We start from the raw sequence: 26903 nt of genomic DNA on the forward strand, positions 1-26903 counted from the left end.
GTCCCGATGGATGATCCAAGAACCAGACTTAGAACCACTTGATTTAGAGGCGTTTTATGCCAGTTATCCTTCAATCGAAGAAATTAATCTTTCTATTCAAAGTGAGGATATCGATACCGTCTTATATGCATTCGGTAGTTGGATGACGATTGGTTTGGAACAAGAACGGTTAGTCCAGGAAATGATGAAACGGATCAACACGACGACGGAGCCGGACCTCCTTGACTTCTTCGCCCAAAGTTTGACGAATTTGGTGTTGAATACAGGGGCGGACGTTTACGTTTCCAATGAACAGTTGGCACGACTCCTGGAATCAAAAGGAGTTGATTCCGATTTAAATGTTTACATCAACTGGTTACGCGCTGAAGATTAACATTCATTTCGGGAGGTCTACATTATGTCTGAAACCTTTTTGTTTTTGATCATTATCGCTTCTCTGACCATTTGGATCAGCCTGTCAAAAGAAGTATCTAAATCATCTCAAGATTTTAACCGTCCCAAAATGCTGACCTTATTGACCGCCGGATCACTCTCTACGATCCTTCTAATCATTGTGCTTGTCCAGTCATGACAGCCGTCTGATGAGAAAGACTATTTTCTTAACACGACAGGAATAGAGGTGCTTCAGTATGAAGTTCAAAACGTTTCTCCTCGGTTTCATCAGCGTCTATCTTTTGCTGAGCCTTCCTGCATTTTTAGGCATCGGGTCTGTCATCGACTGGGTCCCGGAAGCAACCTTCGTCCAAAAATTCAACGGCATCGTGATGGAAGGCCTGACCCGTCACGCGCTGATCAAAAGTATCCTTGCCGCAATCATCAGTCTGTCCGTAAGCCTGTTGTTCTTTAGATACAGGGTCCGTAAAAAACGCTGACGGGACGCCTGCTTCCTTCCCAACGATTTTTTCCAAAAACAAGACGTCCCTCTTTCGAGAAGGACGTCTTGTACTGTTTTACCGGATACTATTCGACTGTGCTTCATACCGTTCCCGTGTCCAGCGGTACAGCCGGCTCGTCACGGTCCGCCCGTCAATCCGTCCCATGACGAACGGTCGGTCCAACACATGTTCAAATCCCAGTTTTTCGATGACCCGGCGTGACGGAACATTAAAGTCAAAGTGCGCACACCAGACAAGATCGACTTTCATCGTCTCAAATGCCACTCCGAGGGCGGTCCGGACGATTTCCGGCATCCGGCCCTGCCCCCAGTAGTCGGGATGAAGAACAAATCCGAACTCGACCTGCTTCAAGTCGGCTAGTTCCTCAATCGGACGCCGGTCATGAAAACCGAAGCTGCCGATGACCCTTTCCGTCGCCTTGTCGACGATTGCATACCCGTCGTTCGCCTCTTGAAAGATGTTGATGACGTCCCGACTTTCGGCAAGCGACGTATGTGGTGCCCAGCCGGCATTTGGTCCGACACGCGGATCCTTCGCATACGCATAAAGACTCTCGGCGTCACTTTTCTGCCAGCGCCGTAACCGGTGCCGCTCTGTTTCAATGATTTCCACGTTTCTATCCCCTCCCACTTTAAGAAGCCTGTTGTTTCTCGACGATTTTTTCTTTCCGGAACAAGCCGAGGTAGACCAGTCCGAGTCCGAGACAAACGATCAGTCCGATATAGACACTCATCATGAACGGCGCAAGCATCGCTCCGAGGATGAGCGTCGACCGCGACAGTAAATCGGCACCGGCGTGCGATGTGCCGGCAAAGGCCGAGTAAGCGCCGCGTTGGTCAGCCGGCATCATGTTGGCTTGTGCCGCATTCAGCGTTGGGGAATAGAGCAGTTCCCCGATCGTCGCGATGAAGATGAATGTCAGCAGCAAGGTCAGGGAATTGGCACTCGTCACTGTCGCATAGCCGATGATGTAGAGGACCAGTCCGCCGACCAATGCCTGTTTGTTCGTAAAACGGTTCGACAGACGCTGGATGAAAAACGTCAGACAGACGACGAGAATCGTATTTTCAATGTTGATCAGACTGAGCATCCGGACGCCGTTAACGGTCAGGTCACCAATCGTCACCGTATCGAATTCTTCCGCTAAACGAACGGCAACGTAACTCCCCATCGAAAACTCCGCGGCCAGAATACACATCGAACCGAAGACAACTTTGACGAACGGCCGGTCACGCCAGGCGATCTGATAACTTTTTCCGAGATCTACGAGGACGGTCCGGAGCGGTTGTTTTTGCCAGACATGTTTGGATTCGTCGAGCAGGAAATGATACGCCACCGGCAACAGCAGGGACGTACACGTCAAAAGACTGAATAAGAACAACCGGTTGCTGACGTAAAGCCAGCCACCGAGCGCCGTTCCGAGGGCAATCGACAGATTGATCAACCAGTAGTCGATCGCATAAACGGCACGCCGGTTTTCCGGCGTCGTCGCATCGATGATGATTGCACTCATCGCCGGCCGACCGATATTACTCGTCACCGTGAAGACGGCATAGGCAATCGTAAAAAGTAGCATCTGATCCATGGCGAGACAAATCGTCATCGTCAAAAACATCAATCCGGTCGCAGTCGTCGAGAAAACGAGCAACCGTCTTCTCGGAAAGCGGTCGGCGAGATAGCCGCCAATCAAACCGATCAGGAAGCTGATAATCACCGTCCCGATCAAAAAGACGCCGGCAAATACTTTGTTGTACGCTTGAACAAATAACAGGGCCATGAACGGCATGATGGCGAACGAAATCGTCCGGTTAAAAAACGACGTTACAAGTCTGACTTTAATTGGTTGAGGCATTTCTTTCCATTTCATTTTTTATAGATCGGCGGAGATCCCCGACTTTAGTCAGGGTTGGGACCGACCTTCACCTCCTTCTGGTTGGATATCGACGAGCCAGGTCTTCGCTTTCTCGAGCAATGTCAGTTTCTTATAAGAAGCAGATTTGTGAATGCTGAAGCCTGCTATCGTTCGGAGGTCGAAGTAGCCGTTCTTGCGTCTTCCGAACACGAAACACGTTTGCTCCTCGTATTGCACCTTGTCGAACAGTTGATAGCCGTGGACAAGGCGCTCCGCTTTGTTTGCCTTTCTTTTACCCTTTTTACCGATGGTCATCTTATGCAGTTGACGGTTGTTCGCGCGTACCTGTCGGAAAAGATACGACACCTTCGGTGCTTCTCCTAATGGATTCCCGCTGATGCAACGTGCGTCGACAGCATGACGCTTCTCCAGTCCATTTTGGATGCGTGTGTTCTTCGTTAGGAAGCCATAGGTCAGTTTGACGTAAGGATACGCTTCTTTGACGGCGTTGTAGATGAACCAACGCATGACTGTCATCTGTGAGGCATCACGGAGAGAACGAGACTTCCGTTGGAAGAGATGCTCCAATTTTTGCTGATGAATCTTGTGGTGGCATGTTTCGCAGAGTGTGATGAGATTGTCAGGAGAATCACCTCCGGTCCGACGACTTTCGATATGGTGGACGTTTAGGATATTATCCTTCGACTTCCCTTTACAATGCTGACACATGTGCTTGTCTCGGAAGAACACGTATTCTCGGACATTCCAAAAACCGAGTTGGTCGCCCTTCTGATACAGATCACCGGATATATCAGGGTTCTTGATTTTTTGAATGTCGAACTGAGCGACTTCAATCGTTAGATGTTTGATCGGCAACAAACGATGAATCATCCGGATCAGTTTGAGATGGGCATCTACTTTATGCTGAATGGATGGAGCAAGCCATCCTTTGGGTTTCTTACGATTAAGAAATCGAGCTTGACGGTAGCGTGTCTTCCGACTTCTTCTTGCGTTTCGCATGGCACGTCGTGTCGCTAGTAGGTCTTGGATGTCGGTGCGCAGTTGAACTTCTCCTTCGAGCAAGACCTTTGTGGATGTTGTCGCTGAGAAACCGATCTGCTTCGTTCCGGCGTCCACCCCGAGGGAGATCGGTTGTTTATAACCACTTGCCCCGTAGAGTAGTTGAATGGTGAATGGTGTTCGCTTGACTATTTTTGCTTTCTTCTCGTCTAAAAGATGACGAGCTTTTCTGGGTTTACACGGCATTAAAGGTTCACCATGTTGATTGAGTACGAAAACGAGCATATCGTTTTCCTCCTTAAGAGTCAGATGTTCTTCGTCAATGTTGGAAAGGCTTTTTCCATCTGCAACACCGCCCCGACCTAACAGGACTTTTAATCACAGACGACAGGGCAAACGGCTAGAACGGGCACCGAGAGGTGTCATGACCCAACCAACGTAGTTCGTGAGAACCTAGACTAGTCAATTTCAAGCTGTATAAGCCCGTCACTTTAGTGATAGGTAATTGACATTGTCACCTTCCATTCTCTACCTGTATGATAAACAAGACACAGCGACTAAAAAATGGACATCGTTAAGAAAAGATGTCCCCTTTTAGAATGGAGGAATGAGATGGACGCTTATTTGTTCACCTTATGGAAATCCTGCCGGGAAGGATCGTACTCAATTGCCGAATTGGCCGACACGATCCACTTAAGTCCCAAACAAACGAAACGGTATTTGAACCGTTGGCAGGAAGAAGGATGGTTGCACTATACGAGCGGTCGGGGTCGCGGACATCTGACGGCACTCGTCTGGCTGCGTCACGTCGAACGGGAATACGCGAAACAGATGCTGGAGCGGATCGAACGGGAGTCGGTCGACGCCGTGACGGAAGAACTCAGCTGGGACTGGTCACCCGCTCAAACGGGACGGTTCATGCGGCAACTCGAGCGAAAGTTCGGCTATACGCAGGAATCGTCGGATACCCTGCTGATTCCGCGGAATCGACCTTTTTTGACGACTGATCCGCTCGAAGCCGCCGACATTCACAGTGCCCACCTCGTCCAAAATGTCTTCAGCCGGTTGTTTGCCATCGACGCGGACGGTAAACTCCGGGGCGAACTGGCACATCATTATGCCTGGAACGGGTCAACGTTATCGCTGTATTTACGAAAAGATGTCCGGTTTCACGACGGTTCGCTGTTGACGAGCAAAGACGTCACAAAAAGCCTGCGGAAGCTCATTGCCTATCCGGCGTACGCCCGGTCGTACCGGCATGTCCAACACATTCAATCCAATGGACCGTATCAGGTCGATGTGACACTCGATCAACGCCGGCATTCCCTGTTGCCGAAACTGGCGACGATTCATACGAGCATCAGTAAAGACAACATTGGGACGGGCGCCTTCCAATTGACGCAGAATAACAATAAAAAAACGATTTTGTCGGCGTTCCCGAACTATTTCGGCATCCGGGCACTGCTCGACCGAATCGAGTTCATTCAAATGCCGGACGCCTACGATCCGGTTTACCGGACATCGCGGTCGGACTCCGGTGAGACGGATACGATCGCGACCCAGTCCGGCTTTGGTCTCGTTTTTTTTAACCCGCGTCCCGGCGGACCGTTCGAACGCCCGGAAGCCCGCCACTACATACACCGTTTGATTGCTTCGATTCGACCGGAGATTCAGTCCATCAGAGAGCGGAGTTTTCCGAACGACCGCGGATTTCTTGAACAGTACAGTTCCGTTTATCCGCCACCGACTGGTCCTGCCGTTTCGTTTGACCAGCCGCTCCGGATCAAACTGACCGACTTCACGGACAAGGTGACCCGTTGGTTGTGCGAAGCATTCGATACACATCAGATTCCGTACGAACTCGTCCCGGTCGGTTTTCAGGAAAGCATCACCGATTTTCACGTCTTTGACACGATTGATCTTGTCGTGCACGCGGAAGTGTTTGAGCGGAACTTGCCAGTCGCCTTCCATCAGTTTTTGACGAATGACTTTTCACCGCCCGCTAAAATGTTTGGTCAGATGCCGGAAATGGAGGCGTGGATCGCCCAATACGACGAGACATCGTTTGCGGACTGGATGACGCTCCATCAGACCGTGGAACGGTACTTGATTGACTCGTCCTACTTCATTCCGCTCTACGATGATACACGGATCATCCCGTTCCCGATCGAGTTGCAAAACATCACGATTGATTCGTTCGGCTACTTTGATTTCTCGAAGCTTTGGATTTCCTCTTGATCTCCGACTTCACTCAGAGGTTTTTGTCTGTTATTTGACGAATTGATGGCGCACTTGTGACAAGTATCACGTACAGTTTTTAATCTAGTATTTTATTTATTGCATTTAAGACCCTGCTGGATGATACTGGAGACGAGCTCACAACGACCCACTCACAACGAAAAAGGAAGTGTCTGTATGTTAACGTCATCTACCATCGAAATCGTCAAGTCGACTGTCCCGGTTCTCGCCGAACACGGTCACAGCATCACACGTGTCTTTTACCAACGCCTGTTTGAACACCATCCGGAAATGAAACATATCTTCAACCAGTCGAACCAAAAAAATGACCGCCAGTCGCAAGCCTTGGCGACGGCCGTCTACGCTGCTGCCGCCCACATCGACCGCCTTGAGGAACTGAAGCCGACCTTATTGCCGGTCCTCCATAAGCACCGCAGTCTGCAGATCAAACCGTTTATGTACAACATCGTCGGGACGGAACTGATCGGGGCGATAAAGGACGTACTTGGTGACGCCGCGACACCTGACATCATCGACGCCTGGACAGCCGGATACGGTGAAATCGCCAACCTGTTCATTTCGCTTGAGGCAGAGTTGTATGAACAAGATGAGCAGGACAAAGCGTTTGTCGGTTACCAGCCGTTCCTCATCGATGCGATCACGCTGGAGTCAAGCGACATCAAAACGTTTACGCTGATTCCGGCGGACGGACGTCCGTTACCAACTTACTTAGCTGGTCAATACGTCACGGTCCGCCTGCAAGCACCGGACGGACTCTGGCAAAACCGGCAGTACAGCCTGACGAAAGCCGCCGACGAAATCTCATATGAGATTTCCGTCAAACAAGACGGATCGGTGTCGGGACAACTCCATGACTTAACGGTCGGTGACTCTCTCTTATTAAGTGCACCGGCGGGTCAGTTCATATTACCGGATTCCGGTGCCCCATTCGTCGGACTTGCCGGTGGGATCGGTTTGACGCCACTGCTTGCGATGGCGGAAGCCGCGCTTGCCGACGGACGACCGGTCACGTTGCACGTCGCCGTCCAGGACGATCTCGATCATCCGTTCACGTCACGATTGAACCAACTTGAGACATTCGGTGCAAGCGTCGTTCGGTACGCGGAACGTAATGCACAAGCCGGGACACGCGCAGGACGATTGACGCGTGATGAGCTGACTTCAATCGATCCAGCGGCCGAGACGTTTGTCTGTGGTCCGGAAGCGATGATCCAGTTTGTCCGGCAACACTGGACAGGACATCCGGATAACCTGCACTACGAAGTGTTTGGTCCGAGCCTCGCCCTTGCGGCACCGACCGTCGTCTCTTAACGCATAAAAAACGAACGACCCCACATGCGGGATCGTTCGTTTTTGTCTGTTTATGTAGCCGCTTATTCCGGTGTGATCCGTCTCCATAAGACGTTTAACAGCACCGTCATTCCACCAATCGGAATCAAAAACATCAAAGCCAGCATCGTCATATTATCCATTCGTCACATTCTCCTCTGTAAGCGTTTTTATTAGTATATCGTTTCTTTAAAGACACGCCCTCCGCCTAAAGACGGATTTGTCATCCGGCTTCATCCCGTCGCACGTGATCACGGGTTTTGTTACGCTTAAAGCGAATCAACAGGACCGTTGCCAGTAACCCCGTAGCGGAAAACAACACAAACACCGTCTCGATCGCAAACACCGTCGTCAAGTAGGAAGAAAGGGCAAAACAGATCGCGGAGCAGAGCGTCGACGCGGCGACCATCGCCGAACGAATCCGGCCCAGCAACGCATCCGGTGTCGTCTGTTGCAACAAGGTCGCAAACGGAATCCCAAACAAACTGAGTGCCATCCCAAGTAACAACATGCCACTAAAGGCAAACGGTAACGTCGTCGTCAGTCCGACCGCTAACGTAAAGACACCTTGCAATAGGATGGATAGTCGGAACATCTGTGTCAAGTCGAGTCGGTCCGCAAACCGGGCATAGAGGAGCGACATACCGATACCACCAATGACGAGGGCCAGTTCAAGCAAGGAAAACGTGTGTGCTCCACCCTGCAGGACATCCTTCGCGAATGGGGCGAGCAAGGCATTCGCCGGTGTAATCATCCAGTTGGCGATGATCCCGAACACTAAAATCCGGATCAACCGGGCGTCCTGAAGCAAATAACGGAACCCGGCCCGCAAGTCGCTCCAATAGGTCGTTTTTTCCGCGACTGCATCAACAGACATCGACCGTAACGGGAACAACAGGAACCAGGCGATGACGTGCAGGATTGCCTCCAGTACTAAAATCGTCTCGATTGAGAATCGGGCGATCAACATCCCTCCGGCGAGGAGTCCCGCTAACGTCCCGATCCGGTCCAGGGTGCTCAAGTAGGCATTGGCGACCGGTAATTTTTCAGCATCGACGATCCGGGTCACGACCTTAAACGCCGTATTACCGCCGATGACTTGTAAAAACGTCTGGACGACGAGTAGAACCAGTAGCGGAACCAGCGTCGTTTCCGTTTGCGTCAAGAGGAACCAGACAAAAAACAATACCAGGAAACGAATCAGGACGGTCGACTTCAGCAATCGGACCGGTTCGACCCGGTCAATCCACGGTCCGATCAAACTGGAACTGACGAAACGAATCAAAAAGACACCGCCGATCAACAAAGCCAGTTCTGCCGGTGACAACAGCTGGGCGCACGTCCAGTAGATGGCGATGTAGGAGACACTCGCCCCGACGACGGCAATCAAATCCGATGCGTAAAAATAACGAAACAAACGTGTCATCCGCTTCTCCTTTCACTTTCACCATATGGATCATACAGTCAGGTTTTTACTTTTTATCAGTTTACACTTTTTTACATAAGACGCCTAGTTGGGAAATGCTTTTTTACAAAATTGGAACTAGCCGACATCGTTTCGTCATATTGTGTTCATCTTGTTATCGACTTCTCATCGGACTGTAACGAAGATTGTAGCGTTTGTCCTCTATACTAAAAGCAGAAGGAAGTGAATAACCATGAGAATGCATACACGAACGGTTTCCCATCATCAATCGACCGACCATCCGTCTGAGTCACGGCTTGGTTATTACTTTTTACTCATCGTCTTGCCGCTTGGACTCGCCCATTTGGCGCAGTCACTAGTCCCCGTGACCCATTCGCCTCAATCGATCTTTTTATCCGTACTTACGGTGTGCGCGATCGGTCTTTTTTCGATTCTAGGGAGTCGGACCGAGGGCAGCCCCAAAACAACCTTTTTCAGCTACGCGCTGTTTTTAGTCGTCAGTTTATTGTCGACCTTTGCCATGCCCCTGATTTGATGTGAAAACATATGTAAAAACATACCTGATTCGGATCCGTCCGAATCAGACAGACTCAACAAAACCAGCCTCTCGCAAAAGCGGGAGACTGGTTTTGTTTTGTTCTTCAGTTGTTCGCACCGACATACGTAAAGAGTGGTCCCCGAAGTTCAAACGAATAATCTTCGGCGTTGACGATGCCGACGATGGCGTCACTGTCGAGCAACTGGTCGAGGAATCCTGCCATCTCGGCTGCCGTGTGGTACTTCGCGACGTGTTTGCTGTAATCAAATCCAGCTTCCCCACGCGAACGGTCCGCAAATTCCGTTTCCGTCGCAGCAGGCGCCAAGACTTTCGCCCGCAGTTTCGCACCGGACTGTTTCAGTTCCTGGGCGAGTCCTTCCGTGTAGGCACTGACATAAAACTTCGTCGCACAATACGTGACGGCGTTCGGGACAATCCGGTAGCCGCCGCCGGACGAGACGTTCAAGACGGTTGTTCCTTCGACATCGTGGTAGTCGTGGACATACAGACTCGTCAAGACCGTCAACGCCTCGATGTTCAGACGGAGCATCTTCTCGATTTTTGAGACCGATACGTCCTTGACGTTGTCAAAATCACCAAAGCCGGCGTTGTTGATCCACGTCTCGATATCGAGGTCTTTTAGCGAGGCATACAATTCATGGACGTTCGCCGACTCCGTCAAGTCGACGGACCGTAAGATGACATCGCTGTCCGGTGCAAGAGCTTTGACTTCGTCGCGTAGTTTTTCGAGTTCGTCTGTCCGGCGGGCGACGAGGACAAGCGATTTTCCTTTTTGCGCGAGCACTTTCGCCGTTTCGTATCCGATGCCTGAGCTGGCTCCTGTAATGACTGTGTATTTCATCTGTAATTCCCCATTTCTGTTTGGTATAGTGAAAGCCTACACGTTAGAGTGAACTCTAAGTCAAGCAAGAAAGGTGGTACGACATGTATACGATTTCTGAAATCAGTCAGTTGACAAAGACGACGGCCCATACGATCCGGTATTACGAAAAAGAAGGTTTGTTGTTCCCGACCCGGACGGCGAGCGGTATCCGGCGGTATGACGACACCCAGCTCAACTGGCTCCGCTTCGTCCTGCGTCTGCGGGCGACCCATATGCCGATCGAACAGATCCGGGAATATGTCGAACTGTTTCTTGCTTCGTCCGAGACGCATGATACATCTCTCGAGCGGCTCCGCCTCCTTGAAGTCCATCAGCAAAACGTGCGCGACCAGCTCGCTGAACTCGCACAAACGGAACAGCTGATTGCGGACAAGATTGCCGCTTACCGTAAGCTTCATCCCTCTGTTGCACCGGAAGCGTTCCGCTCCACTTAAGAAAACATCTGGTCCAGCTGTTCGAACACCTCGTTTAAACGGTCGGTCGCAAGTTTCCCGTAAGCATCCCCGAGACTGATTTCTGTTGAACAATACCCGTCTTTGTCGACGAGGTAACCGACAAGACCAATGCCCGTCGTTTCCTGAATCTGTTCGAGCTTAGGGGAGACCTCATCCGACTGCCCCGAAAAATGCAGGTGGAACATGTTCGAGACAGGGACTTCCGGCGTCGTGAAGACACCCGGCAACGCATTAAACCGTTCCGCCAGTTGTTTCGCGTTTTCATAATACTGACCCATCCGGTCTTTCCGGAGTTCATAATAATGGTCGGCTGAGACGATATACGGATAAAGACTGATCAAATCCCCGCCGTACCGTCGTTTCCAAATCCGCGCCGTTTGACAAAAGGCCGCCGGTCCCGCGAGTATCGCCCCGGCAATCCCGCCGAGTCCTTTATAAAACGAGATGTAGACGCTGTCGAACAAGGCGGCTATTTCCGCTGCCGTCTTTTGATAATAGGGCAACATCTCAAACAAACGGGCACCATCCAAATGAAGACGAATCCCCCGTTCGCGGCAATGCCGACTGATGGCTTCCAGTTCCGTAAATGTCGGGGCGACCCCGCCAATCTCGCGTTGCGGGAGTTCAAGCAACAGACAGGCAATCTCCGGCAAGGCCTTGATCTCGTCAAGCGTCATCAGCCGGTCCGCCTCGCCGACCAGCAGTGTCTGGATCGGATGAAGTTCCTTCAGACCGTCCTGTTCATGGATCTCGAGATGACAGAGCGGGTGATAGGCGACGGTCCGGTTCCCCGTCTCGTCGGACCAGATCCGTAAGGCGATTTGCTGTGCCATCGTCCCACTCGGGAAAAAGACCGCCTCTTCCATCCCGAGTAGGTCTGCCATCTTCTGTTCGAACGGTTCGATGAAGGGACCGGTACCGTACTGATCGCTTGAACGTCCGTCTTCGATTGCCGCGAACGCTGCGGTTAAGACGCCGACATTCCGTTTGCCATGGCCACTGACCTGTCCTGTAGATTGTTGAAAGGTCGTTCGTAATCGACTCATCTGAAAACCTCCATTTTTTTAGGAAATAATGACTATTTTTTGAAAAAACAAAACCTTTTGACGATGAATTTGCTATACTCAGTTGAGATTCATTCATCATCCGTTTTTTGCGGCAAAAAAAGAGGTGCTTCATGCTGACATCCATCCGACTGAAACTTGGATTATTCCTTTCTGTCGTCCTGCTGATCTTGTTACTGATCAAATCATTTGTCCCACGCCTATTGACTCACGTTGTTTCTCTTTTCGACAGCCAAACCGAACTTTCCTGTACGACGCGTTGTGGCGACTCCTACGAGCTGTCACTTCCTTCCGAACCACTCACGCTCACTCTTGATCCGATCATTGATGTCGTCGCAACCGAACCGGAGCCGGCATTTTTACGGACGGTTTTGATTCCTTGGTCGTCGCACCGCCCTATCCGTTCATCTTCATCTTACTTGTCTTCGCAACAGCCGCCCTGATCGCCTACTACATAAAAATCGTCCGGCCAATACGCTTCCAACCGATTCACTTTGCGACCAGTCGCGTTCAGGTCTTGCATTATCCGGATCACCATTTGCCGGCAGAAGACATCCGCCAACATATGCTGTTGTTCAACCGTCGGCTACCGGAGCCGTTACAACGACGAGATCAGGAAACGATGACGGAATGGTTTGACCGGATTGAATTCCCGTCACCGGTCAGTCCCCATTATTTAGAAGTCCGATACAGTGACAAATTTTCTGTACCCGCTCATCAATTGACGTTTTTCAAACAGACGACGGAAGATTTTTTACGTCATGTCGGTTCGATGACCGTCTGATGTCCATGTACTTGTCTTTGACAACGTGCATCGAAATCAGACGGTTTTGTGTAGTTCTTCTAACAAATTCCCTAAAAATCCAATTTCCGGTCACTTTTTAAGGCACAACTGATATTTTTCAAAAAAGATGGGTAATATAGACTATATAGTTAAGTAACAGCATATATTTTTTTGAACTGTTTTTCGGGAAGAGAGCGAGGCGAAACGAGATGATTTCAGCACAAGAAGCATACTTCATCAAGAATGGTTTGAATGAACGTTTTCAAGACCCTCGAATCGACTGTGATTTTTCAATTTTCTCGCTTGAACCGTTTCAACTCTTGTTACATGTTCACGATGAAGAAATGGATGAATTGAGTACGGAAACCCGGTATGTCTTGAGTCGAGAAATTCGGTCCCAATTGAATCAACTTGATGCAAAAGTTGGTGGGACACCGGTCAAGACCGTGTTCGTCATTTCTGCTCCGTTGATTTCCGACCATTCCTATTGTGTGATTTTGCAATGATTCGATGACCAACAAAGAGCTCTGACCCCATCTTCTGGATGAGATCAGAGCTCTTTGTCATACATCAACTGGCTTCATGGCTCGAAATTTGGTTTCGTCCACTTGCTTTCGCTCGGTACAACGCTTGATCGGCCAGAATGATCAAATCCCCTTCCGACAAAGTATCATCCGGTCGGACGACCGCGACTCCGATGCTGACACTGAGTTGACAAAGCGGTTGATAAGCGGCATGTTCGATGTTCAACTGTAAGATTTCACTGCGAATCCGTTCCGCGACCTGTTTGACGTGATCCGCCTGTTCCGTCAAGATGACGGCAAACTCCTCTCCGCCGTACCGGGAGACGAGACCGTACTCACTCGCATGTTTCTTTAACGAGTCAGCGACTTTCTCGAGACACCAGTCCCCTTTCAAGTGACCGTACGTATCGTTATAGAGCTTGAATTCATCGACATCCACTAAAATCAAGGCAACGTCCGTCTGCTGTTCCTTCGCCACCCTGAACGACGTCTCCAGATGTTCGTCAAACGCCCGTCGGTTCGGAATTCCCGTCAAGGCGTCATGCAACGATCGATGGATCAACGTCTGTTTGCTTCGTTCGAGCCGGATTGTCTGCAGGAAGGCCATCAGCAGCAAAACGGCAACACTGACGACGATGACGATGACCCATTTTGCTGAGGCCGAGGCGGCTTTCGAACGATCCGTTGCCTCTTGAATGATGTTATCGATGTCTTGGCGAATCTTGGCGTTGATCGGACGGAACTGGTTGATATAGTCCATGCCACTGTAGCGTTTCAGCGTCGCTCGTTCCACTTGGTTATCTTGGATCCAGCTAATTTGCTGTTCGTAAAAACCGTCCGTCCGTTGAATCAACGGGATCGCTTCTTCTGTCAATAATTGTTTCATGATCGGATGACGCTGATCGAGCATTCTTAGCCACGCAATCGTCTCCTTGAGTTCAGCGTTTGTCGTTTTGAATTGTTGGAAGGTTTGGTCATTTTGATTGAGCAAATAACTCCGGACCGTCAATTCCTGGTCAAGCAACAACGGGAACAGTTGGGACGCCGCGTTTGAGATCGGTATCGCCTCCGTGATGATCCGGTCGTTTTCTTGTTCGATTTTTAAAAAGGCATTATAACTCCAGATGCTTGTAAACAATAAAGAAAACAATGCCAGCAGCAGGTAAAGTTGCAACGTCGATAGTTTCAAGTTCAGTCTGACCTCTTTCTTGTCCGTCGCCTCGACTTACGACCGATGACGATGCGGTGCGCTACCTTATTATCGGTATCTTGGGATCAAACCATTAGCGCTCTACTCGAAATAATGCCCGTTGTCTGCACATTCCAAACAATTTACGAACTCCTTTTTGATTTTTGTTGTTTTAATTCGCGTAACCACTCTTGTGCCTGTTCAGCGGAGTGCGTCAGATTATTATTTTTCCACCAGGCATAGATCAGACTACTTGCCCCAAGACCAGCCGTCAGAGCCGTCTCGACCTGCGGCGTCTCAAACGGAAGCCGCGTATAGCCGAGTGCGAGTAACGTCAGGTTCACGAAACTGTACAAGGGAACGAGGAGCCGGAGTACGGCGACATACCGGCTCTTCATCGATCTGCTCCAAACAGGTGACGCCAGGTGACAGGACCAATCACCCCGTCCGCCTGCAAGTGATGCCGTTGCTGAAACTGTTTCACGACCCGTGTCAATGTCGTGTCAAACCGTCCGGTCAAAGGGAGACGCAGCCGCTTTTGGATCAGCCGGATGACAGTCCCGTCCATCCAGGTCGCGGCCGGATGGAGCGGTCGCCCCGGATACCGTGGACCAAGAAGTGGTTTCGGTTGTTTATTGACGGCGTCATAGAGCTGAAAATGCGGATAATCAGGGAAGTTGCCCCAATCGCCGCCCCACTGCATCTGGTATTGTTTCATCGCTCGGACGAGGCGCTGCAGTCGCGGATCGGGCGGTGCCAGGAATTCCGCCCGCTTGCCCCCGTCGGCATACAAAAACAAGTCGACAGCGACTCCGAAATTGTGATTCGACGCACCCCCCTTCGCATACGTGACGATTTTTCCGGGGCGTGTCCGCCCGATTGCATACAAGGCGTCCTGTTCCTGTCTTGTCCGAAAGGCTTGGGCAATCCCAATCGGTAAACCTTCTGCCGCGAGTTCCGTGATGACGGAGCGGGTGATCGCGACGACGTCCGGGTCCATCTCCTTCGTCAACTTCCGGTCCGCCTGTTCGAGTAACCAGTCAAGTGATGGTGTCATATGATCCTCCTTGTTAGATGAGTTGTGCTAACAGTTGTGCCAGTTCCGCTTGATCCGGGACTGTTTGTTCGAATTGCTGTTTCTGTTTTGCCTCGACCTGTTGTTGTTGCCTGCGTTCCCGCTCGACCCAGTCTGGTAAACGGGTCCGGTTCGTTTTGTGCCGAGCACGATGGGACCGTTGCTGACGTCGTCGTTCGTGGTCATCAATTTCCTCAGGCGTCAACAGATGCTGCTTCTTCAACTTGTTGACAATTGCCTTGATGTAGTTGAAATGCCGGATGTTCGCCGCCGTTGCTTGTTCGATTGCATGATGCACGACGGCATCACTGCTCTCTTGGACAAGCTGATCGAGCTGACGGCGGATTGACGGGGTGACACGTCCGATTTCAGTGTCAAAGTGCTGGACGATTTCGTTCATGGTTTCTCCACTTGGTGAAGGTGAGTGTTTTTTAAAAGTATTGTTCTTAACCCCTTTTTCTTTGGGGTCGACAGGTGGCTGACCCGCTGTCGTCTCCTGCCCCCCCTCCTGCCGAGAGACGACGCGTTCCGGCAGACAGATTCGGTAACCGTTTGACGTCTGTCCGCCGTGACGGTCAAATCGTTTGACCTTCTCGATCCATCCTTTTTCAATCAATGACTGTAGACACGTCTTGACGGTCGTCTTGCCGCACGGGACGGCGTCCGCCAGCGTCTGGTGTGACGGGAAAGCGAGTCCATCCGATCCGGCATAACTCTGGACCAGAAAATAGATCATCTTTTCATGGACGGATGAGAAGTTTGCTCCGTCGCGTAACACGTGGTGTTCGATTCGTAAGTAAGGTTGCATGAATGGTTCCTCCTTTGATGTCAGGAGGGGACACCTCCTTTCTATGAAGGAATAACAGTTTCAACTATCCGTTTGTTCGAAAAAAAACAAAAAAATAGGCACGGTCTTCGGAATCAACTGTTCCGAAAAGCCGTGCCTGTCGTTTACATGAAACGGAGATACAAATAAGGGAGCACACCTGCGAGCAACATGCTAAACCCTGCCATGCCGAGCGTGACGATGATCGCTTTTGAACTCGAAATCGTTTGTTTTGGGTACGCTAAAAAAACGGCTCTGACGATCGTCAAGAGCATCAGGCCACTCAAGAGACACGAGCCGATGAGGAGGACAATCAGTAAATCCATGACATATCACCTTCCATCATTTAGGATATCGTACATATGATTTGATGCTAACTTTCCTTGACGGAAATCTCAAGCTGGTTAGACTAGAAAGTAGAACGCTTTCATGAGACAGACTAAAAAGGAGTTTTTGGATGCAAAGACAGCACGCACTACTTAACCGCCTCGATCAAATCGGGCGTCAACTTGAACAAACACAGGATGCCTGGTTATTGCTTGGACTCGGCTCCGTCGGACAGGAGCTGGAACGGCTCGATGCCTATTCCGACCTCGATTTTTTCGTCATTACGAAACCGGGACAGAAACAACGGTTCCTCGATCGGCTCGACTGGCTCGAGTCCGTTCATCCACTCAGCTTCATCTTCCAAAACACTGTCGACGGTTTTAAGCTGTTATTCGCCGATGGGATTTACGGAGAATGCGCGATTTTTGAACTGGATGAGATGCCGGACATCGCTTTTTCTCCCGGTCGAATCGTTTGGCAAGATCCAACATTCCCGGGCGTTGACTTGACGGTTTCAAAACAAGTCCCCCCCTCGATACGACGGGATACACTCGACTTTGCACTGAACGAGGCCTTGACGAATCTCTACGTCGGACTGTGCCGCTATGCACGCGGCGAACGGCTGTCCGGTCTTCAGCTTGTCGAACAACATGCTTTTTCAAATCTGTTGTCCGTCCTGCATCTGCTCGAGCCGGAAGTCGTTTATTATCCGGACCAGTACGGCAATGAACGCCGGGCCGAGCAACGGTTCCCGCAAGCAAAGGACCGGTTTGCGGACGTGCTCCAAGGGTACAACCGGGTGCCGCAATCAGCCCTCGCGCTGCTCGACTGGCTTGAGCAACTGCACCCTGTCAATCAAGCAATGGCCGATGAAATCCGCCGCTTGGCTGCTGTTTGTCAAAAGCAAAACGAATTCAAGTAAAATGACTCGTTTCACGCGACTTTAATCTTAAAGCGTGTGGGACGAGTCTTGTTTTACATTCATTACTGTGTTTCAAGGTTGACAGTCTAAGTACCCCTCTGCTTGCAGCTGCTCCAACTGTCTCGCCAAAAATCCGTCAAACGGGAAGTCCTGTTTTTCAATTTTACTTTGCAGACGGCGCAGCATCTGCTCCGCCCCTTCAATCACCTCAAGCGGATAATGATACATTCGCTGATGCGCTAAAAATTCCTCCTCAATTATTTTGGTAACCGTGACGTGACGATAAACCCTTTTGTATTGGTCCCGGATACGTGAAAGACGGGCGTATCCGGAATTTTGAGTGCGCGGTGTTTGGTGTATTGCACAAAATAGGTACGACCGGCTGTTTGAATCTGATACGCGTGTTCTTGTTTGAGGTAGTTCAAATATTCTTCGAGCACCCAATTCTCCTCATACATCTTCGTACTGTGCGGCAGACCCACGTAGCGGATGTGCCACGGTTCAAACGAGATTCCCGTCAAGCTCTCTTTCCCCTTTGGATACCGGATGACAAAACCAAACTGATGCGCATGCTTGGCAAGCCATCTGCCCTCTTTCGACTGTTTCATTTTGCCGCGTGTCGAACCGATGTCTACCGACAGACCCGTCTGGTGTTCGCTGTGTCCAGCAGGCAACGCAAAGTCCGCACCATATTCTTCATACAATGCCTGTTGCACTTTCCCACTTCGGTAGGCACTATTGATTTGAAAGTGATCGATGCCGACCTTTTTCGCCCGTTGCATCATCCGTTGCAGAGCGGCTGCGACATGATCCTCAAGCAGTAAATCAGGCTCAAGGCTTGTTTCCGATACCTGTTTGGTAACAATAGATAAATTACGGGGATCTTCTTGAATCTTCGTCTGCTTGTTGATTAACACCAAATCTCCCTGATACAAGGAAACCTCTTTTAAGGAAATCGATTGTGTCAAAGCCGGTGTCCGGCTCACATAAAATTGATACAGAATGAGGCACGTTAATAGGACGACGATTGTTTTTTTCATGTTACACCCTCTCCTTTACTTCCTTACACTCAGCGTAAAGAAAAGGGTTTAAAGGAAAGTCGGGAAAAACCTTAAAGATTTCTTAAATCGGACGGCAACGTGACTTCAAACCGAATTTGTCCATCCGGTTGTTTGATTTCAATCGTCCCTGCGTGTTTCTCGACGATTGTCTTCGCAATGAACAAGCCGAGACCCGTCTGTTTCGTCGGCATGTTCCGGACTTGATCCACCGTATAAAACATATCAAACAGATGCGGGACGTCTTCTTTTCGAATCGGCGGACCGTAGTTCGTAATGTGAATCGTGATGACCTCACCTTGTCGGGTTGCTTGAACTTCGATCGGCCGACTCACATCGCCGTAACGCAGCGCATTACTGAGTAGATTCTCGAAGACCCGCGCCAGTTCTTTCCCGTTTCCGTAGACGGTGAGATTCGGAGCGATTTGTTGGTCAATCCGACCATCGACTCGGCTGATCAAAGGATACATCTCGTCCAGGAGTTGAAGTAGCAACTCGTGCAGGTCAACCATTGACTGTTCAGTCGCCTTGAGTGACAGGTCCAATTTGGAGATATCGAACAGGGTTTCTATCAACTCCTCGAGATCACGGGATTTTTTATAGGCGATCTTCGTATAGGCGACGCGTTGCTCGGCAGTGGTTGACGGTTGGTTCAATAAGTCCAAGTATCCCGTCACCGATGTCAGAGGTGTCCGTAAATCGTGGGCTAAATTGGCAATCAATGTTTCTTTACTGCGCTGGGCTAATGTCTCGGCTTGAATCGCGGTCCGCAATCCACTGCTCGCCTCGTTGAGATCGTTTGCGATTTGACGGAATTCATCTTTTGAGGAAATCTCGATCTGATGCGAAAAATCACCGGCTGCCAATTGGCGGATCCCGGTCGAGATTTCATTGAAGTATTTGGTATAAGTCCGCGTCAATAAGTAGAAAATGAGGATGGAGAAGGGAATATACAGCGCTAAAAACACATAAATATCACCGACTTCGCGCATCCAAAATCGGTACTTCATGTAGGTATCGCCGTAAAAGACGTGGTGATGGTAATAGTATTGCAGGGATTTGTAGATCGCGAACGTGACGACTGCTGCGATCAGCAGACTTTGGATGAACAGATAGATGATCCGCGTCCGGAAACTGTTGATGAATTTACGCATTAACCTTGTACCCGACTCCCCAGACCGTTTCGATCAACATGTTCGCTTTGTTCGTATCACAAATTTTTTTCCGTAAAGTCCGGATGTGAACCATGACAGTGTTGGCCCCTTCAAAATAATCCTCCTTCCACACACGCTGGAAGATTTTTTCTGAACTGAACACTTGATTGGGTGAGCTCGCGAGTAACCAGAAGATATCAAACTCTTTTGGTGTCAGATTAACCTTTTGTTCATTGACCAGCACCGTCCGTTGATCCGCATCCAGACTCACGTTTTGAATACTAATGGTGTCTGTCTTGGATGAAGCCATCTGTCCTGTCCATTGAAAGGCGCGCCGTAACTGGGCATTGACCCGGGCGACCAACTCCAACGGATTAAACGGTTTCGTCATATAGTCATCCGCCCCGATCACGAGCCCGCTGATTTTATCAAAATCGGACTGTTTGGCACTCAAGAAGATGACCGGTGTCTGATTGATCTGCCGGATTTGCGTCAACACTTCATGACCGTTCATTTCCGGCATCATGATGTCTAGGATCACAAGATCGATCGACCGCTGTTGAAACAATGACAGACCCGATTTTCCGTCATACGCAAGTATCGTAGCGAATCCTTCGTTGCGTAAATGAATCGAGACGAGCTCGGCGATTTCGACTTCGTCTTCGATGATGAGAATCGTTCGTGTCTGCATAAGCTGGCTCCTTTTCTACGTCTGAACAGCTTATATGATGGCATAACGAATCCTTCATTCCCCTTTTTTCAAAACAGATTCCGCACGTTTTTTTACAATCGTTTCCAAACGTTATCCGACTTCTGTTTGGTTAGTCTAAAATCACATTTTTCTCTTCCGCACGTAACTTGGCGAGGGACGTTTTCATCTGGTGAATCACTTCTTCCGTATGCCGTTCCCATGTCGCAAGCTCCGCGACGATCACAAGCGGTTGCTGCGACCGATACGACCGCGTCGGATTTCCGGGAAATCGTTTGTCGGTCAAATTCGGATCATCTTCGAACGTCCCGAGCGGCTCGACAAGATAGATGCGTTCAGTCTCGTCTCCTTTTGCGAGTTCTGCACCCCACTTGGCGGCCTCAAGCGTTGCCGTGAAATAGATGTAGTTGGCTCGTTTGTCCTGATAATTGGATGGAAACTTCGCCTCCAGCTGATCACCGACGTTCAACGCTACTTTTGTCCCATGGAAGAACGGTCCCCGGTCCAGTACTTCAGTTTGATCCGTCATCAAAATCCACTTCCTCTCTTCAGTGTTCTTGCTAGTAGTATAAGGGGTGATTTGACAGAAAAGTAGTCTGTTTCCTTTAGGGCAATCGCGGTATACTTCTAGTAGAGGAATACATTACACGTTACCCGGCAGACGAACGTTCCATGAGGAGTGCTTTAGTCAATCGGGTACTTTTCATGCATTTTATTTCGCAGCACGATTAAATCGGCTACTGCAATTGATCCGCATTTCCTGTCCCAAAATTCCCCCTATTCGCCCTTCTTGTTTGACAACTTTTGTCAGCATGGTATCGTAAAAGTATCAAGGTCAAGGATGTGGAAAATCATGTTCATCGTCGAGTTATTGATCAACGCCTGTATCGCCTTTACCGGATTTTATATCATCTCGAAAATCATCCATTCCACCCAATTTTCATCCTCTACGATGAAGTCGATCATTATCGGACTGGCGACCGGATTACTCGGTGTCCTGTTGATGTTCAAGGGCATTCAAGTCAACGAGTCACTCCGGATGGATTTACGACATTTACCACTCGTCTTACTGGCATTTTACGGCATTCGTTTTCCGCTCGTCATTGCGACAGGAGTCATCGGCAGTTCCCGTTTTTTGTTTGGTGTCACACCACAAGCCTTCGTCGCGTTCATCGCGATTCTCGCCATCAGCAGCGGCATGATTTACATCCACCGCAAATTGCTCAACCGACCGTTCCTGCAAAACATTGCCTTAAACGTCTGGGCCCTGTTAATGATCACAATTGCTGTCTTGATCAACTTAGGATTCAATGAAACCGCAATTTTACTTCTGCTATCGACCTGGACGATTGGTCTTGCCGTCGGTGTCCTCTCGAGTATGCTGACGCTTGATTTTCAGATCTTGAATCAGCAGGTCCAACTGTACAAGAAGTCAGCTGAACTTGATCATCTGACAGGTCTGTATAACCGACGGGTCTGGGATGACCGGACAGCGGGACTCGAACAGGAAGGGCGGATCTACAACGTCCTCGCGCTCGACATCGATCACTTTAAGCATGTCAACGATACGTACGGCCACGGTAACGGGGATCTTGTCTTACAACAGTTCGCCAACATCTTGAAACAAGAGACGCGTCCGCACGATATCACGGCCCGGATTGGTGGTGAGGAGTTCATGATTCTCGTCTATGACCTGTCACCGCAAAAAGTCGTCAAGGTCGCCAATCGGATTCGGGAACGGATTGCGACGGAACGGTTTCAACTCGACGGTTTCCCGGCGATTGAAGTCACGACCTCGATCGGGATCGCCCACGGGAAACATGTGCACATACAGCAAATGAACGTGCTTGCTGACGAAGCTTTATACGCCGCGAAACAACAAGGGCGGAACCGGAAGGTTCTGTTTGATCAAGCCGATCAGCAGGATATTGCTGCGACGCAGTCCTCGACTGAAACAATCACTTAACCAAATATGATTGGAGATTTTACCTATGTATGAACCAAAACGGGAATTCATTACAACCTCGGAAACGATTCTATTTGTCAGCAGTCTATTCATGTGGTTGTATACCGTCCAGTATTTCGAAACGGTTGACTCCGCATGGTGGATATTACCGCTTATGACCTTCCTTCTCTTCTTGCGTTCTTTCATAGGCAGACGGGTCGATTTGAGTTTTAACTGGGCTGAGGAAGAAGAAGCAAGAAAATCCGATCAAAAAAAAGGCTGAACGATTAACAGCGCAGGTTTCCTCCATGTCCTGAGGAAACCTGCGCTGTTTGTTTCATTTTCCAAACTAAATTTTGAACTATTCCTTTATTAAAATGAAGATAAAAGATTACGATCCCCTATCTAATATACAAACCTTCCGAACTTAAAGTGACACTTCCTTACAATTTTGTACGTTTTATTTACAATTCCACTCTTCTATACTTAATGTATTCTAAATACTTATACGAAGGAGTAATGCTGACTATGAAATTCCCCAAATGGCTCCTTTACCTCGGTGCACTCCCGACATTCGTTTTCGCCTTTTACGCCATAACGAATCCTCCATTTCGGGCTGCCATTGCTGATTCGTTTCCGATTGCCGCGCCTGTCCTCGCTGTCATTCTCACTTTATTCGTTGCCTACTGGACACTGTTCTTTATTTTGGTGAACGGACTCCGCCGGCACCTTGACTTAGTTGTCTTGTCAGCGCTGTTGCTGATTTGTTTTCTGTTAACGAGTCTATTTGCGACGCTCGATTACTTCCTCGCTTAATGGATTGATCTCCAGCCATCTTCCGGATGGCTTTTTCCATTTTCTGCTTGCTTTCTTCCTTGCTGTCCCTTAATATCAATTGTAATAAATTTCTATATATTCAAAAAGTATTTAAGGGGAGCGATGATGTATGCGCGAAACGTGGAAACATCCTGCTTTATTATTAACAAGTGTCGGGATTTCAAATCTCGGCGCCTGGGTTTACTTCATCGCCCTGAACTTGATCGTGCTCGACCGGACGAATTCGGCTTTTGCCGTCTCCGTCCTCTACATGCTCGTCCCGATTGCTGCCCTGTTGACGAGTTTTTGATCGGGCAACCTGATTGACCGCGTCGACAAACGGAATATCATGGTGATCCTTGACGTGGCTCGGGCCGTCCTGATCGCCGTTCTGCCGTTCCTCGACTCGTTGTTCGTGTTGTATGCCCTCGTCTTTTTGATCAATATGGGCAGTTCCTTATTCGAATCCGCTTCCTTGATCTACATGACGAAACTCGTCTCGAACAACAACCGGCAACGGTTTAATGCCTTAAAAAACTTTATCCAATCCTGTGGCTTCATTCTCGGACCGACGATTGCCGGTCTCCTGTTTCTTGTCGGCTCACCGGCATTTGCCATCTATATGAATGCCGGTGCGCTGGCCTTGTCCGCCCTGATCCTGTTTTTCCTGCCGGATTTGGAGAAACGAACGACGTTTGCCGAGGCGGAACGCCTCAGCTTGCGGATGATTGCCGACGACTGGAAAGAGACGTTGCGGTTTACGCACAAGCACCGGTACATCACACTCGTCTATGGTCTATTTTGTGTGATGACGATTTTCATGTCCGGTCTCGATTCCCTCGAAGCATCATTCGCGACACGAGTGCTTGCGTTTTCTGAAAGTACATACGGCTTCCTCGTCAGTATCGCCGGCGTCGGGATCATCGCCGGCTCTATCATCAATGCGACGTGCACGAAGTGGCTCAGCCTGCGTTTCTTGATTGGCTTCGGTGCTATTACGACACCGGTCGGTTACCTGCTGTTTGCGACGGCGAACAGTTTCTCCCTGGCAGCGGTCGGCTTTTTCCTGTTGACGTTTGCGTTATCGTTTGCGAACACCGGCTTCTTGTCGTTTTATCAAAACAATGTCCCGGTTTCGATCATGGGGCGCTTCTCCGGCGTCCTCAATGTCGCCGAGTCGGTGTTTGTCATCGGTCTGACGTTATCGATCGGTCTGCTCGCCGAAGTCTTCTCGATCCGTTCGACCTACATCGTCTTCTCGCTTGGCTTCCTGTTGATCGGGCTGATCACGTTACCGATCGTGCTGAAGCGTACGAAACGGACGTTGTATACGCTGACGGTCGAAGAAGAACCAAAAGTCTCTTAACTCTACAACAACAGGGGCAACGAGGATTTTCTCCTTGTTGCCCCTGTCGTTTTCTTCGTTTAAGCCGTTGCCGGACAGGATATAGTCAGGAAAACCGATAATCATCCATCCAAAGGAGGGCTTCAGATGACAGGAATCGAATGTCTCTTCCATCTGCATCAAGAACTCGATCGCTATTCGCAAGACGAACTGCACTACATCTCACGACCGGGTGTCTGGTCGCTCGGTCAAATGTATGATCACGTGTTGCTCGTCGCCCATGAATATCTGGACGAAGTCGAGACATGTGCTTCCCTTAACACTGGTTCAGCAACCGGGAAAACACCATTTGGCGAAGATCTGTTTCGCCAGGATGCCTTTCCGCCGATCAAAATCAGACTGCCGGACGCGATGAACGCACCACCCAACAATACCGACAGCGGGGATCAGTTAAAACGACGGCTTTTCGCACTGATCGAACGGATGGAGGACTGGTCGTCACGGCTCGATCAGGTGGATCCGTCGCTTAAAACGAAACATGGTGGCTTCGGCTGGTTGAATGCCCGTGAGTGGTATCAGTTGATCGGCATGCATACCCGGCATCATTTACGTCAGAAACAAGAGCTCGAAAATCACCTTCCGTGACTTGGCTTCTTTAAATAGGTTGGCTTTTTTTCAAGTGCGAACGTGGTGCCGTCGCTCGGTACCAGTGATAACAAAGGATGATAATCAAGACAAGGTCCACCAAGTCGCCGCCATAATACATCAACCGTGCTCCGGCTTCTGCTTCCGACCGGATGACGCCACCCGGTGGATACGCATAGATGTATTTCGACAAGACTTTGTGTCCGGCTAATGCCAAAACAAGAACGATGGCCCGGTACCAATAGCTGAATCGATGCGGCGTCACATCCATATAAATCATCGAGATCGTAAATAAGTATCCTGCTCCAAATACATGAAGATGAATCAACACGTAAAGCGCCAGCGACTCATGCATCATCGGATAGAGCGGGGTCATGTAGAGCAGGTACAGCCCGCCGATATTCAGCAGCGCAGCTGTCGCAGGATTCGTCAGTAATCGAAGCGGACGACTGTTTAAGAAACGGGTCACGCGTCTCGCAACCGGTACAGACAGAGTCCGTAAGAGTAACGTCATCGGTTTTGCACAGACCAGCAAAAGCGGTGCCAACATGCCTAGCAACAAGTGACCGAGCATATGCCCCGGAAAACTGTGATGGGCAAACTCCGCCAATGGACCGACGACAGCAACGGCTCCAACAAATATGCCACTGATCCAAAAAACAGCTCGATACATCGGCCACTTTTGATAACGCCGGCTCGTCCAGTGAGCTGCAAGCGGATAGAGAACGAAAAGGAATAGCACGAATAGCATCATGATCCCCTCCATGCTATTCCCACTCATCTGCGTATGCGAATGGTTCACCGTCACTCCTCCTCCATACGACGATTCGTTTTCATGAACAGCACCAACCCGAGACATAAAATCAGGGTCGCACTCGTATTCCAGATGATGTCATACGGTAAGATGTCGACCTCATAGCGGATTTGGTGCAATCGAAACACTTTATGTTGGACCAAACCGTCGTACAGTTGGAAAACACCGACACCGATCAACACCCCGCTGATCCATCGCATTAACCAAAATGTTTGACGCCGCCGTAAATCTGCTACAAGGAATAAGGCGGCAACGGTCGCGAACCAACTAAAGGCATGAAACAATCCGTCTGAAAACAATCCGACGGACGTCGTCGACTTGTCATAAAAATGGTGCCAACCTAGTAACTGATGAAACATCACTTCGTCTAAAAAGGCGATTAAACCCAATCCAAACAAAAAGCCTGATCCGAGATTTCGTCTTGCATATGTACGTGTCATGAACACCCCACCCCTTCTTCATTTTTTCACCAACACATGATCAGAACACTTTAAGAAAATGTTCCCTTTTCAGAACGACCTAAACACTCCCCATTTCCGTTCCGAATAAATACTTTTGACCATAAACCGCTTGAATACTACCTTCTGAATTCAGCTTAACCACTTGGTTCAAACTGATGTCGATCACCCAGATATTGTTTTTCGCATCGACTTCCAGACCGTGCGGAGATTGAAACATGTTGCGTCCTAATGCCCGTTTGACCGCATGTGTTGTTCCATCAAAGACAATAATCGTTGCAGCTTTAATCATCGTTTCACTGCCATAATTAACGGTCGCCCGGTGCAGATAATAGATGTCGCCGTTCGGGCCGACTGCTACCCTACTCGCTTCACCTGCATCTTGTATGTCGTTTTCTGATTTTTGCCACAGGACTTTTCCAGAATATCGTTCGCTTGTTGCTTTGACGGGAGACGATTGTTTAAAAACAGGTTCCGTTCCACCACTCGCCCACCATGCGACGGTAAGACCGAGTGTCAGGATTGTTCCGATGACGATTGATTTCTTCCTCATGATGTATCTCTTTTCC

The 26903-nt window shown here is 49.6% G+C and carries 36 protein-coding genes; 17 read left to right on the forward strand and 19 right to left on the reverse strand.

The features are described from left to right. The 3 genes from P404_RS18470 to P404_RS0100015 form a co-directional block, all read left to right on the forward strand. A partial coding sequence (locus tag P404_RS18470; RefSeq protein ID WP_034773846.1) for a hypothetical protein occupies positions 1–373 on the forward strand: 373 nt, incomplete at its 5' end. 24 nt (positions 374–397) lie between these two features. After that, entirely contained in the window at positions 398–571 is a 174-nt protein-coding gene (locus tag P404_RS18550; protein WP_162833758.1) for a hypothetical protein, read from the forward strand. A 58-nt stretch (positions 572–629) separates the two neighbouring features. Next, complete coding sequence (locus P404_RS0100015) at positions 630–872, forward strand: hypothetical protein (protein ID WP_026829611.1); 243 nt, start codon at positions 630–632, stop codon at positions 870–872. A gap of 78 nt (positions 873–950) precedes the next feature. Here the strand turns inward: P404_RS0100015 and P404_RS0100020 are convergent, their stop codons facing one another. Genes P404_RS0100020 through iscB form a run of 3 tightly spaced genes read right to left on the reverse strand, consistent with a single transcriptional unit; the run spans position 951 to position 4053 of the window. Further along, positions 951–1508: a GNAT family N-acetyltransferase gene (locus P404_RS0100020; protein WP_026829612.1), complete on the reverse strand. Its 558-nt coding sequence runs from the start codon at positions 1506–1508 to the stop codon at positions 951–953. Between the two features lie 19 nt (positions 1509–1527). Further along, on the reverse strand, positions 1528–2763 hold the full coding sequence (locus P404_RS0100025; protein WP_026829613.1) for an MDR family MFS transporter: 1236 nt from the start codon (positions 2761–2763) through the stop codon (positions 1528–1530). Positions 2764–2796: 33 nt separating this feature from the next. Next, on the reverse strand, positions 2797–4053 hold the full coding sequence (iscB, locus tag P404_RS0100030; protein WP_026829614.1) for an RNA-guided endonuclease IscB: 1257 nt from the start codon (positions 4051–4053) through the stop codon (positions 2797–2799). Positions 4054–4380: 327 nt separating this feature from the next. On the opposite strand from iscB, the gene P404_RS0100035 reads away from it, so the two are divergent. Continuing rightward, a complete protein-coding gene (locus P404_RS0100035) occupies positions 4381–6006 on the forward strand; it encodes an ABC transporter substrate-binding protein (protein WP_026829615.1) in 1626 nt (541 codons plus the stop codon). Between the two features lie 177 nt (positions 6007–6183). Further along, a complete protein-coding gene (locus P404_RS0100040; RefSeq protein ID WP_026829616.1) occupies positions 6184–7338 on the forward strand; it encodes a globin domain-containing protein in 1155 nt (384 codons plus the stop codon). Positions 7339–7579: 241 nt separating this feature from the next. On the opposite strand, the gene P404_RS0100050 is transcribed toward P404_RS0100040, so the two are convergent. Further along, positions 7580–8782 carry an MFS transporter gene (locus P404_RS0100050; RefSeq protein WP_026829617.1) on the reverse strand — a complete coding sequence of 401 codons (1203 nt, stop codon included), beginning with the start codon at positions 8780–8782 and terminating at the stop codon, positions 7580–7582. A 232-nt stretch (positions 8783–9014) separates the two neighbouring features. Between P404_RS0100050 and P404_RS0100055 the strand changes: the two genes are divergently transcribed. Next, positions 9015–9317: a hypothetical protein gene (locus P404_RS0100055; protein WP_026829618.1), complete on the forward strand. Its 303-nt coding sequence runs from the start codon at positions 9015–9017 to the stop codon at positions 9315–9317. A 106-nt stretch (positions 9318–9423) separates the two neighbouring features. Here P404_RS0100055 and P404_RS0100060 read toward each other — a convergent pair whose 3' ends face one another. Continuing rightward, positions 9424–10182 (reverse strand): SDR family NAD(P)-dependent oxidoreductase, encoded by a 759-nt coding sequence (locus P404_RS0100060; RefSeq protein ID WP_014970285.1) that lies wholly within the window; start codon positions 10180–10182, stop codon positions 9424–9426. Positions 10183–10265: 83 nt separating this feature from the next. On the opposite strand from P404_RS0100060, the gene P404_RS0100065 reads away from it, so the two are divergent. Further along, complete coding sequence (locus P404_RS0100065) at positions 10266–10658, forward strand: MerR family transcriptional regulator (protein WP_014970284.1); 393 nt, start codon at positions 10266–10268, stop codon at positions 10656–10658. Here the strand turns inward: P404_RS0100065 and P404_RS0100070 are convergent. Further along, entirely contained in the window at positions 10655–11725 is a 1071-nt protein-coding gene (locus P404_RS0100070) for a threonine aldolase family protein (protein ID WP_014970283.1), read from the reverse strand. The two genes, P404_RS0100065 and P404_RS0100070, sit on opposite strands and share 4 nt — an antisense overlap. 131 nt (positions 11726–11856) lie before the next feature. On the opposite strand from P404_RS0100070, the gene P404_RS18670 reads away from it, so the two are divergent. From P404_RS18670 to P404_RS0100080, 3 genes are all read left to right on the forward strand, one after another. Continuing rightward, positions 11857–12186, forward strand: coding sequence for a hypothetical protein (locus P404_RS18670; RefSeq protein ID WP_236624150.1), 330 nt, complete (start codon positions 11857–11859; stop codon positions 12184–12186). Continuing rightward, positions 12123–12527 (forward strand): hypothetical protein, encoded by a 405-nt coding sequence (locus P404_RS18675; protein ID WP_236624152.1) that lies wholly within the window; start codon positions 12123–12125, stop codon positions 12525–12527. The genes P404_RS18670 and P404_RS18675 overlap by 64 nt, the downstream gene beginning before the upstream one ends. Before the next feature lie 209 nt (positions 12528–12736). Further along, positions 12737–13033, forward strand: coding sequence for a hypothetical protein (locus tag P404_RS0100080; protein WP_014970281.1), 297 nt, complete (start codon positions 12737–12739; stop codon positions 13031–13033). A 64-nt stretch (positions 13034–13097) separates the two neighbouring features. Here P404_RS0100080 and P404_RS0100085 read toward each other — a convergent pair whose 3' ends face one another. From P404_RS0100085 to P404_RS0100105, 5 genes are all read right to left on the reverse strand, one after another. Then, positions 13098–14240, reverse strand: a complete 1143-nt coding sequence (locus P404_RS0100085) for a GGDEF domain-containing protein (protein ID WP_026829619.1) — start codon at positions 14238–14240, stop codon at positions 13098–13100. 143 nt (positions 14241–14383) lie between these two features. Next, the gene (locus P404_RS0100090) at positions 14384–14638 is read right to left on the reverse strand and encodes a phage holin (protein WP_026829620.1); all 255 of its coding nucleotides are present in this window, start codon (positions 14636–14638) and stop codon (positions 14384–14386) included. Then, positions 14635–15297 carry a M15 family metallopeptidase gene (locus tag P404_RS0100095; RefSeq protein WP_026829621.1) on the reverse strand — a complete coding sequence of 221 codons (663 nt, stop codon included), beginning with the start codon at positions 15295–15297 and terminating at the stop codon, positions 14635–14637. The genes P404_RS0100090 and P404_RS0100095 overlap by 4 nt, the downstream gene beginning before the upstream one ends. A 13-nt stretch (positions 15298–15310) precedes the next feature. Then, entirely contained in the window at positions 15311–16123 is an 813-nt protein-coding gene (locus P404_RS0100100; protein WP_026829622.1) for a DnaD domain protein, read from the reverse strand. A gap of 143 nt (positions 16124–16266) precedes the next feature. Beyond that, positions 16267–16467, reverse strand: a complete 201-nt coding sequence (locus P404_RS0100105; RefSeq protein WP_026829623.1) for a hypothetical protein — start codon at positions 16465–16467, stop codon at positions 16267–16269. 131 nt (positions 16468–16598) lie between these two features. On the opposite strand from P404_RS0100105, the gene P404_RS0100110 reads away from it, so the two are divergent. After that, positions 16599–17390 carry a hypothetical protein gene (locus tag P404_RS0100110; protein WP_026829624.1) on the forward strand — a complete coding sequence of 264 codons (792 nt, stop codon included), beginning with the start codon at positions 16599–16601 and terminating at the stop codon, positions 17388–17390. 72 nt (positions 17391–17462) lie between these two features. On the opposite strand, the gene P404_RS18680 is transcribed toward P404_RS0100110, so the two are convergent. The 5 genes from P404_RS18680 to arr form a co-directional block, all read right to left on the reverse strand. Continuing rightward, entirely contained in the window at positions 17463–17618 is a 156-nt protein-coding gene (locus P404_RS18680; RefSeq protein WP_209548521.1) for a hypothetical protein, read from the reverse strand. A 29-nt stretch (positions 17619–17647) separates the two neighbouring features. Further along, positions 17648–18430 (reverse strand): D-Ala-D-Ala carboxypeptidase VanY, encoded by a 783-nt coding sequence (locus P404_RS0100120; protein ID WP_026829625.1) that lies wholly within the window; start codon positions 18428–18430, stop codon positions 17648–17650. A gap of 71 nt (positions 18431–18501) precedes the next feature. Further along, entirely contained in the window at positions 18502–19602 is a 1101-nt protein-coding gene (locus tag P404_RS0100125) for a sensor histidine kinase (RefSeq protein ID WP_026829626.1), read from the reverse strand. Next, complete coding sequence (locus tag P404_RS0100130) at positions 19595–20293, reverse strand: response regulator transcription factor (RefSeq protein ID WP_026829627.1); 699 nt, start codon at positions 20291–20293, stop codon at positions 19595–19597. The genes P404_RS0100125 and P404_RS0100130 overlap by 8 nt, the downstream gene beginning before the upstream one ends. Positions 20294–20423: 130 nt before the next feature. Next, complete coding sequence (gene arr, locus P404_RS0100135) at positions 20424–20840, reverse strand: NAD(+)--rifampin ADP-ribosyltransferase (RefSeq protein ID WP_026829628.1); 417 nt, start codon at positions 20838–20840, stop codon at positions 20424–20426. A gap of 324 nt (positions 20841–21164) precedes the next feature. Between arr and P404_RS0100140 the strand changes: the two genes are divergently transcribed. From P404_RS0100140 to P404_RS0100160, 6 genes are all read left to right on the forward strand, one after another. Continuing rightward, positions 21165–22277: a GGDEF domain-containing protein gene (locus P404_RS0100140; RefSeq protein WP_236624154.1), complete on the forward strand. Its 1113-nt coding sequence runs from the start codon at positions 21165–21167 to the stop codon at positions 22275–22277. A gap of 25 nt (positions 22278–22302) precedes the next feature. Beyond that, positions 22303–22539 carry a hypothetical protein gene (locus P404_RS0100145; RefSeq protein ID WP_026829630.1) on the forward strand — a complete coding sequence of 79 codons (237 nt, stop codon included), beginning with the start codon at positions 22303–22305 and terminating at the stop codon, positions 22537–22539. Between the two features lie 245 nt (positions 22540–22784). After that, positions 22785–23072: a hypothetical protein gene (locus P404_RS0100150; RefSeq protein WP_014970271.1), complete on the forward strand. Its 288-nt coding sequence runs from the start codon at positions 22785–22787 to the stop codon at positions 23070–23072. A gap of 130 nt (positions 23073–23202) precedes the next feature. Continuing rightward, the gene (locus P404_RS18685; protein ID WP_236624156.1) at positions 23203–23382 is read left to right on the forward strand and encodes a hypothetical protein; all 180 of its coding nucleotides are present in this window, start codon (positions 23203–23205) and stop codon (positions 23380–23382) included. Between the two features lie 12 nt (positions 23383–23394). Beyond that, complete coding sequence (locus P404_RS17070; RefSeq protein WP_269077466.1) at positions 23395–24438, forward strand: MFS transporter; 1044 nt, start codon at positions 23395–23397, stop codon at positions 24436–24438. Between the two features lie 126 nt (positions 24439–24564). After that, a complete protein-coding gene (locus tag P404_RS0100160) occupies positions 24565–25062 on the forward strand; it encodes a DinB family protein (protein WP_026829631.1) in 498 nt (165 codons plus the stop codon). Between the two features lie 10 nt (positions 25063–25072). Here the strand turns inward: P404_RS0100160 and P404_RS0100165 are convergent, their stop codons facing one another. The 3 genes from P404_RS0100165 to P404_RS17075 form a co-directional block, all read right to left on the reverse strand. Further along, entirely contained in the window at positions 25073–25870 is a 798-nt protein-coding gene (locus tag P404_RS0100165) for a cytochrome c oxidase assembly protein (protein ID WP_081809544.1), read from the reverse strand. Beyond that, complete coding sequence (locus P404_RS0100170) at positions 25867–26316, reverse strand: DUF2243 domain-containing protein (RefSeq protein ID WP_034773852.1); 450 nt, start codon at positions 26314–26316, stop codon at positions 25867–25869. The genes P404_RS0100165 and P404_RS0100170 overlap by 4 nt, the downstream gene beginning before the upstream one ends. Before the next feature lie 79 nt (positions 26317–26395). Further along, on the reverse strand, positions 26396–26887 hold the full coding sequence (locus P404_RS17075) for an NHL repeat-containing protein (RefSeq protein WP_051590432.1): 492 nt from the start codon (positions 26885–26887) through the stop codon (positions 26396–26398). Positions 26888–26903 lie beyond the last annotated feature (16 nt).

The sequence above is a fragment of the Exiguobacterium antarcticum DSM 14480 genome (genome assembly GCF_000685865.1).
GTDB lineage: Bacteria > Bacillota > Bacilli > Exiguobacteriales > Exiguobacteriaceae > Exiguobacterium_A > Exiguobacterium_A antarcticum.

Bases quoted from the DNA above. Each gene is read 5' to 3' on its own strand.
- P404_RS0100170 (WP_034773852.1), bottom strand. From the start codon at position 26,316: ATGACACGTACATATGCAAGACGAAATCTCGGATCAGGCTTTTTGTTT.
- P404_RS18685 (WP_236624156.1), top strand. From the start codon at position 23,203: ATGCGCGAAACGTGGAAACATCCTGCTTTATTATTAACAAGTGTCGGG.
- P404_RS0100060 (WP_014970285.1), bottom strand. From the start codon at position 10,182: ATGAAATACACAGTCATTACAGGAGCCAGCTCAGGCATCGGATACGAA.
- P404_RS0100130 (WP_026829627.1), bottom strand. From the start codon at position 20,293: ATGCAGACACGAACGATTCTCATCATCGAAGACGAAGTCGAAATCGCC.
- P404_RS0100035 (WP_026829615.1), top strand. From the start codon at position 4,381: ATGGACGCTTATTTGTTCACCTTATGGAAATCCTGCCGGGAAGGATCG.
- P404_RS0100125 (WP_026829626.1), bottom strand. From the start codon at position 19,602: ATGCGTAAATTCATCAACAGTTTCCGGACGCGGATCATCTATCTGTTC.
- arr (WP_026829628.1), bottom strand. From the start codon at position 20,840: ATGACGGATCAAACTGAAGTACTGGACCGGGGACCGTTCTTCCATGGG.
- P404_RS0100080 (WP_014970281.1), top strand. From the start codon at position 12,737: ATGATTTCAGCACAAGAAGCATACTTCATCAAGAATGGTTTGAATGAA.
- P404_RS0100090 (WP_026829620.1), bottom strand. From the start codon at position 14,638: ATGAAGAGCCGGTATGTCGCCGTACTCCGGCTCCTCGTTCCCTTGTAC.
- P404_RS0100160 (WP_026829631.1), top strand. From the start codon at position 24,565: ATGACAGGAATCGAATGTCTCTTCCATCTGCATCAAGAACTCGATCGC.
- P404_RS0100095 (WP_026829621.1), bottom strand. From the start codon at position 15,297: ATGACACCATCACTTGACTGGTTACTCGAACAGGCGGACCGGAAGTTG.
- P404_RS0100145 (WP_026829630.1), top strand. From the start codon at position 22,303: ATGTATGAACCAAAACGGGAATTCATTACAACCTCGGAAACGATTCTA.
- P404_RS0100070 (WP_014970283.1), bottom strand. From the start codon at position 11,725: ATGAGTCGATTACGAACGACCTTTCAACAATCTACAGGACAGGTCAGT.
- P404_RS18680 (WP_209548521.1), bottom strand. From the start codon at position 17,618: ATGTATCATTATCCGCTTGAGGTGATTGAAGGGGCGGAGCAGATGCTG.
- P404_RS0100050 (WP_026829617.1), bottom strand. From the start codon at position 8,782: ATGACACGTTTGTTTCGTTATTTTTACGCATCGGATTTGATTGCCGTC.
- P404_RS0100105 (WP_026829623.1), bottom strand. From the start codon at position 16,467: ATGGATTTACTGATTGTCCTCCTCATCGGCTCGTGTCTCTTGAGTGGC.
- P404_RS0100015 (WP_026829611.1), top strand. From the start codon at position 630: ATGAAGTTCAAAACGTTTCTCCTCGGTTTCATCAGCGTCTATCTTTTG.
- P404_RS0100150 (WP_014970271.1), top strand. From the start codon at position 22,785: ATGAAATTCCCCAAATGGCTCCTTTACCTCGGTGCACTCCCGACATTC.
- P404_RS0100120 (WP_026829625.1), bottom strand. From the start codon at position 18,430: ATGAAAAAAACAATCGTCGTCCTATTAACGTGCCTCATTCTGTATCAA.
- P404_RS0100065 (WP_014970284.1), top strand. From the start codon at position 10,266: ATGTATACGATTTCTGAAATCAGTCAGTTGACAAAGACGACGGCCCAT.
- P404_RS17075 (WP_051590432.1), bottom strand. From the start codon at position 26,887: ATGAGGAAGAAATCAATCGTCATCGGAACAATCCTGACACTCGGTCTT.
- P404_RS0100025 (WP_026829613.1), bottom strand. From the start codon at position 2,763: ATGAAATGGAAAGAAATGCCTCAACCAATTAAAGTCAGACTTGTAACG.
- P404_RS18550 (WP_162833758.1), top strand. From the start codon at position 398: ATGTCTGAAACCTTTTTGTTTTTGATCATTATCGCTTCTCTGACCATT.
- P404_RS0100040 (WP_026829616.1), top strand. From the start codon at position 6,184: ATGTTAACGTCATCTACCATCGAAATCGTCAAGTCGACTGTCCCGGTT.
- P404_RS0100110 (WP_026829624.1), top strand. From the start codon at position 16,599: ATGCAAAGACAGCACGCACTACTTAACCGCCTCGATCAAATCGGGCGT.
- iscB (WP_026829614.1), bottom strand. From the start codon at position 4,053: ATGCTCGTTTTCGTACTCAATCAACATGGTGAACCTTTAATGCCGTGT.
- P404_RS0100140 (WP_236624154.1), top strand. From the start codon at position 21,165: ATGTTCATCGTCGAGTTATTGATCAACGCCTGTATCGCCTTTACCGGA.
- P404_RS18670 (WP_236624150.1), top strand. From the start codon at position 11,857: ATGCTGACATCCATCCGACTGAAACTTGGATTATTCCTTTCTGTCGTC.
- P404_RS0100055 (WP_026829618.1), top strand. From the start codon at position 9,015: ATGAGAATGCATACACGAACGGTTTCCCATCATCAATCGACCGACCAT.
- P404_RS0100100 (WP_026829622.1), bottom strand. From the start codon at position 16,123: ATGCAACCTTACTTACGAATCGAACACCACGTGTTACGCGACGGAGCA.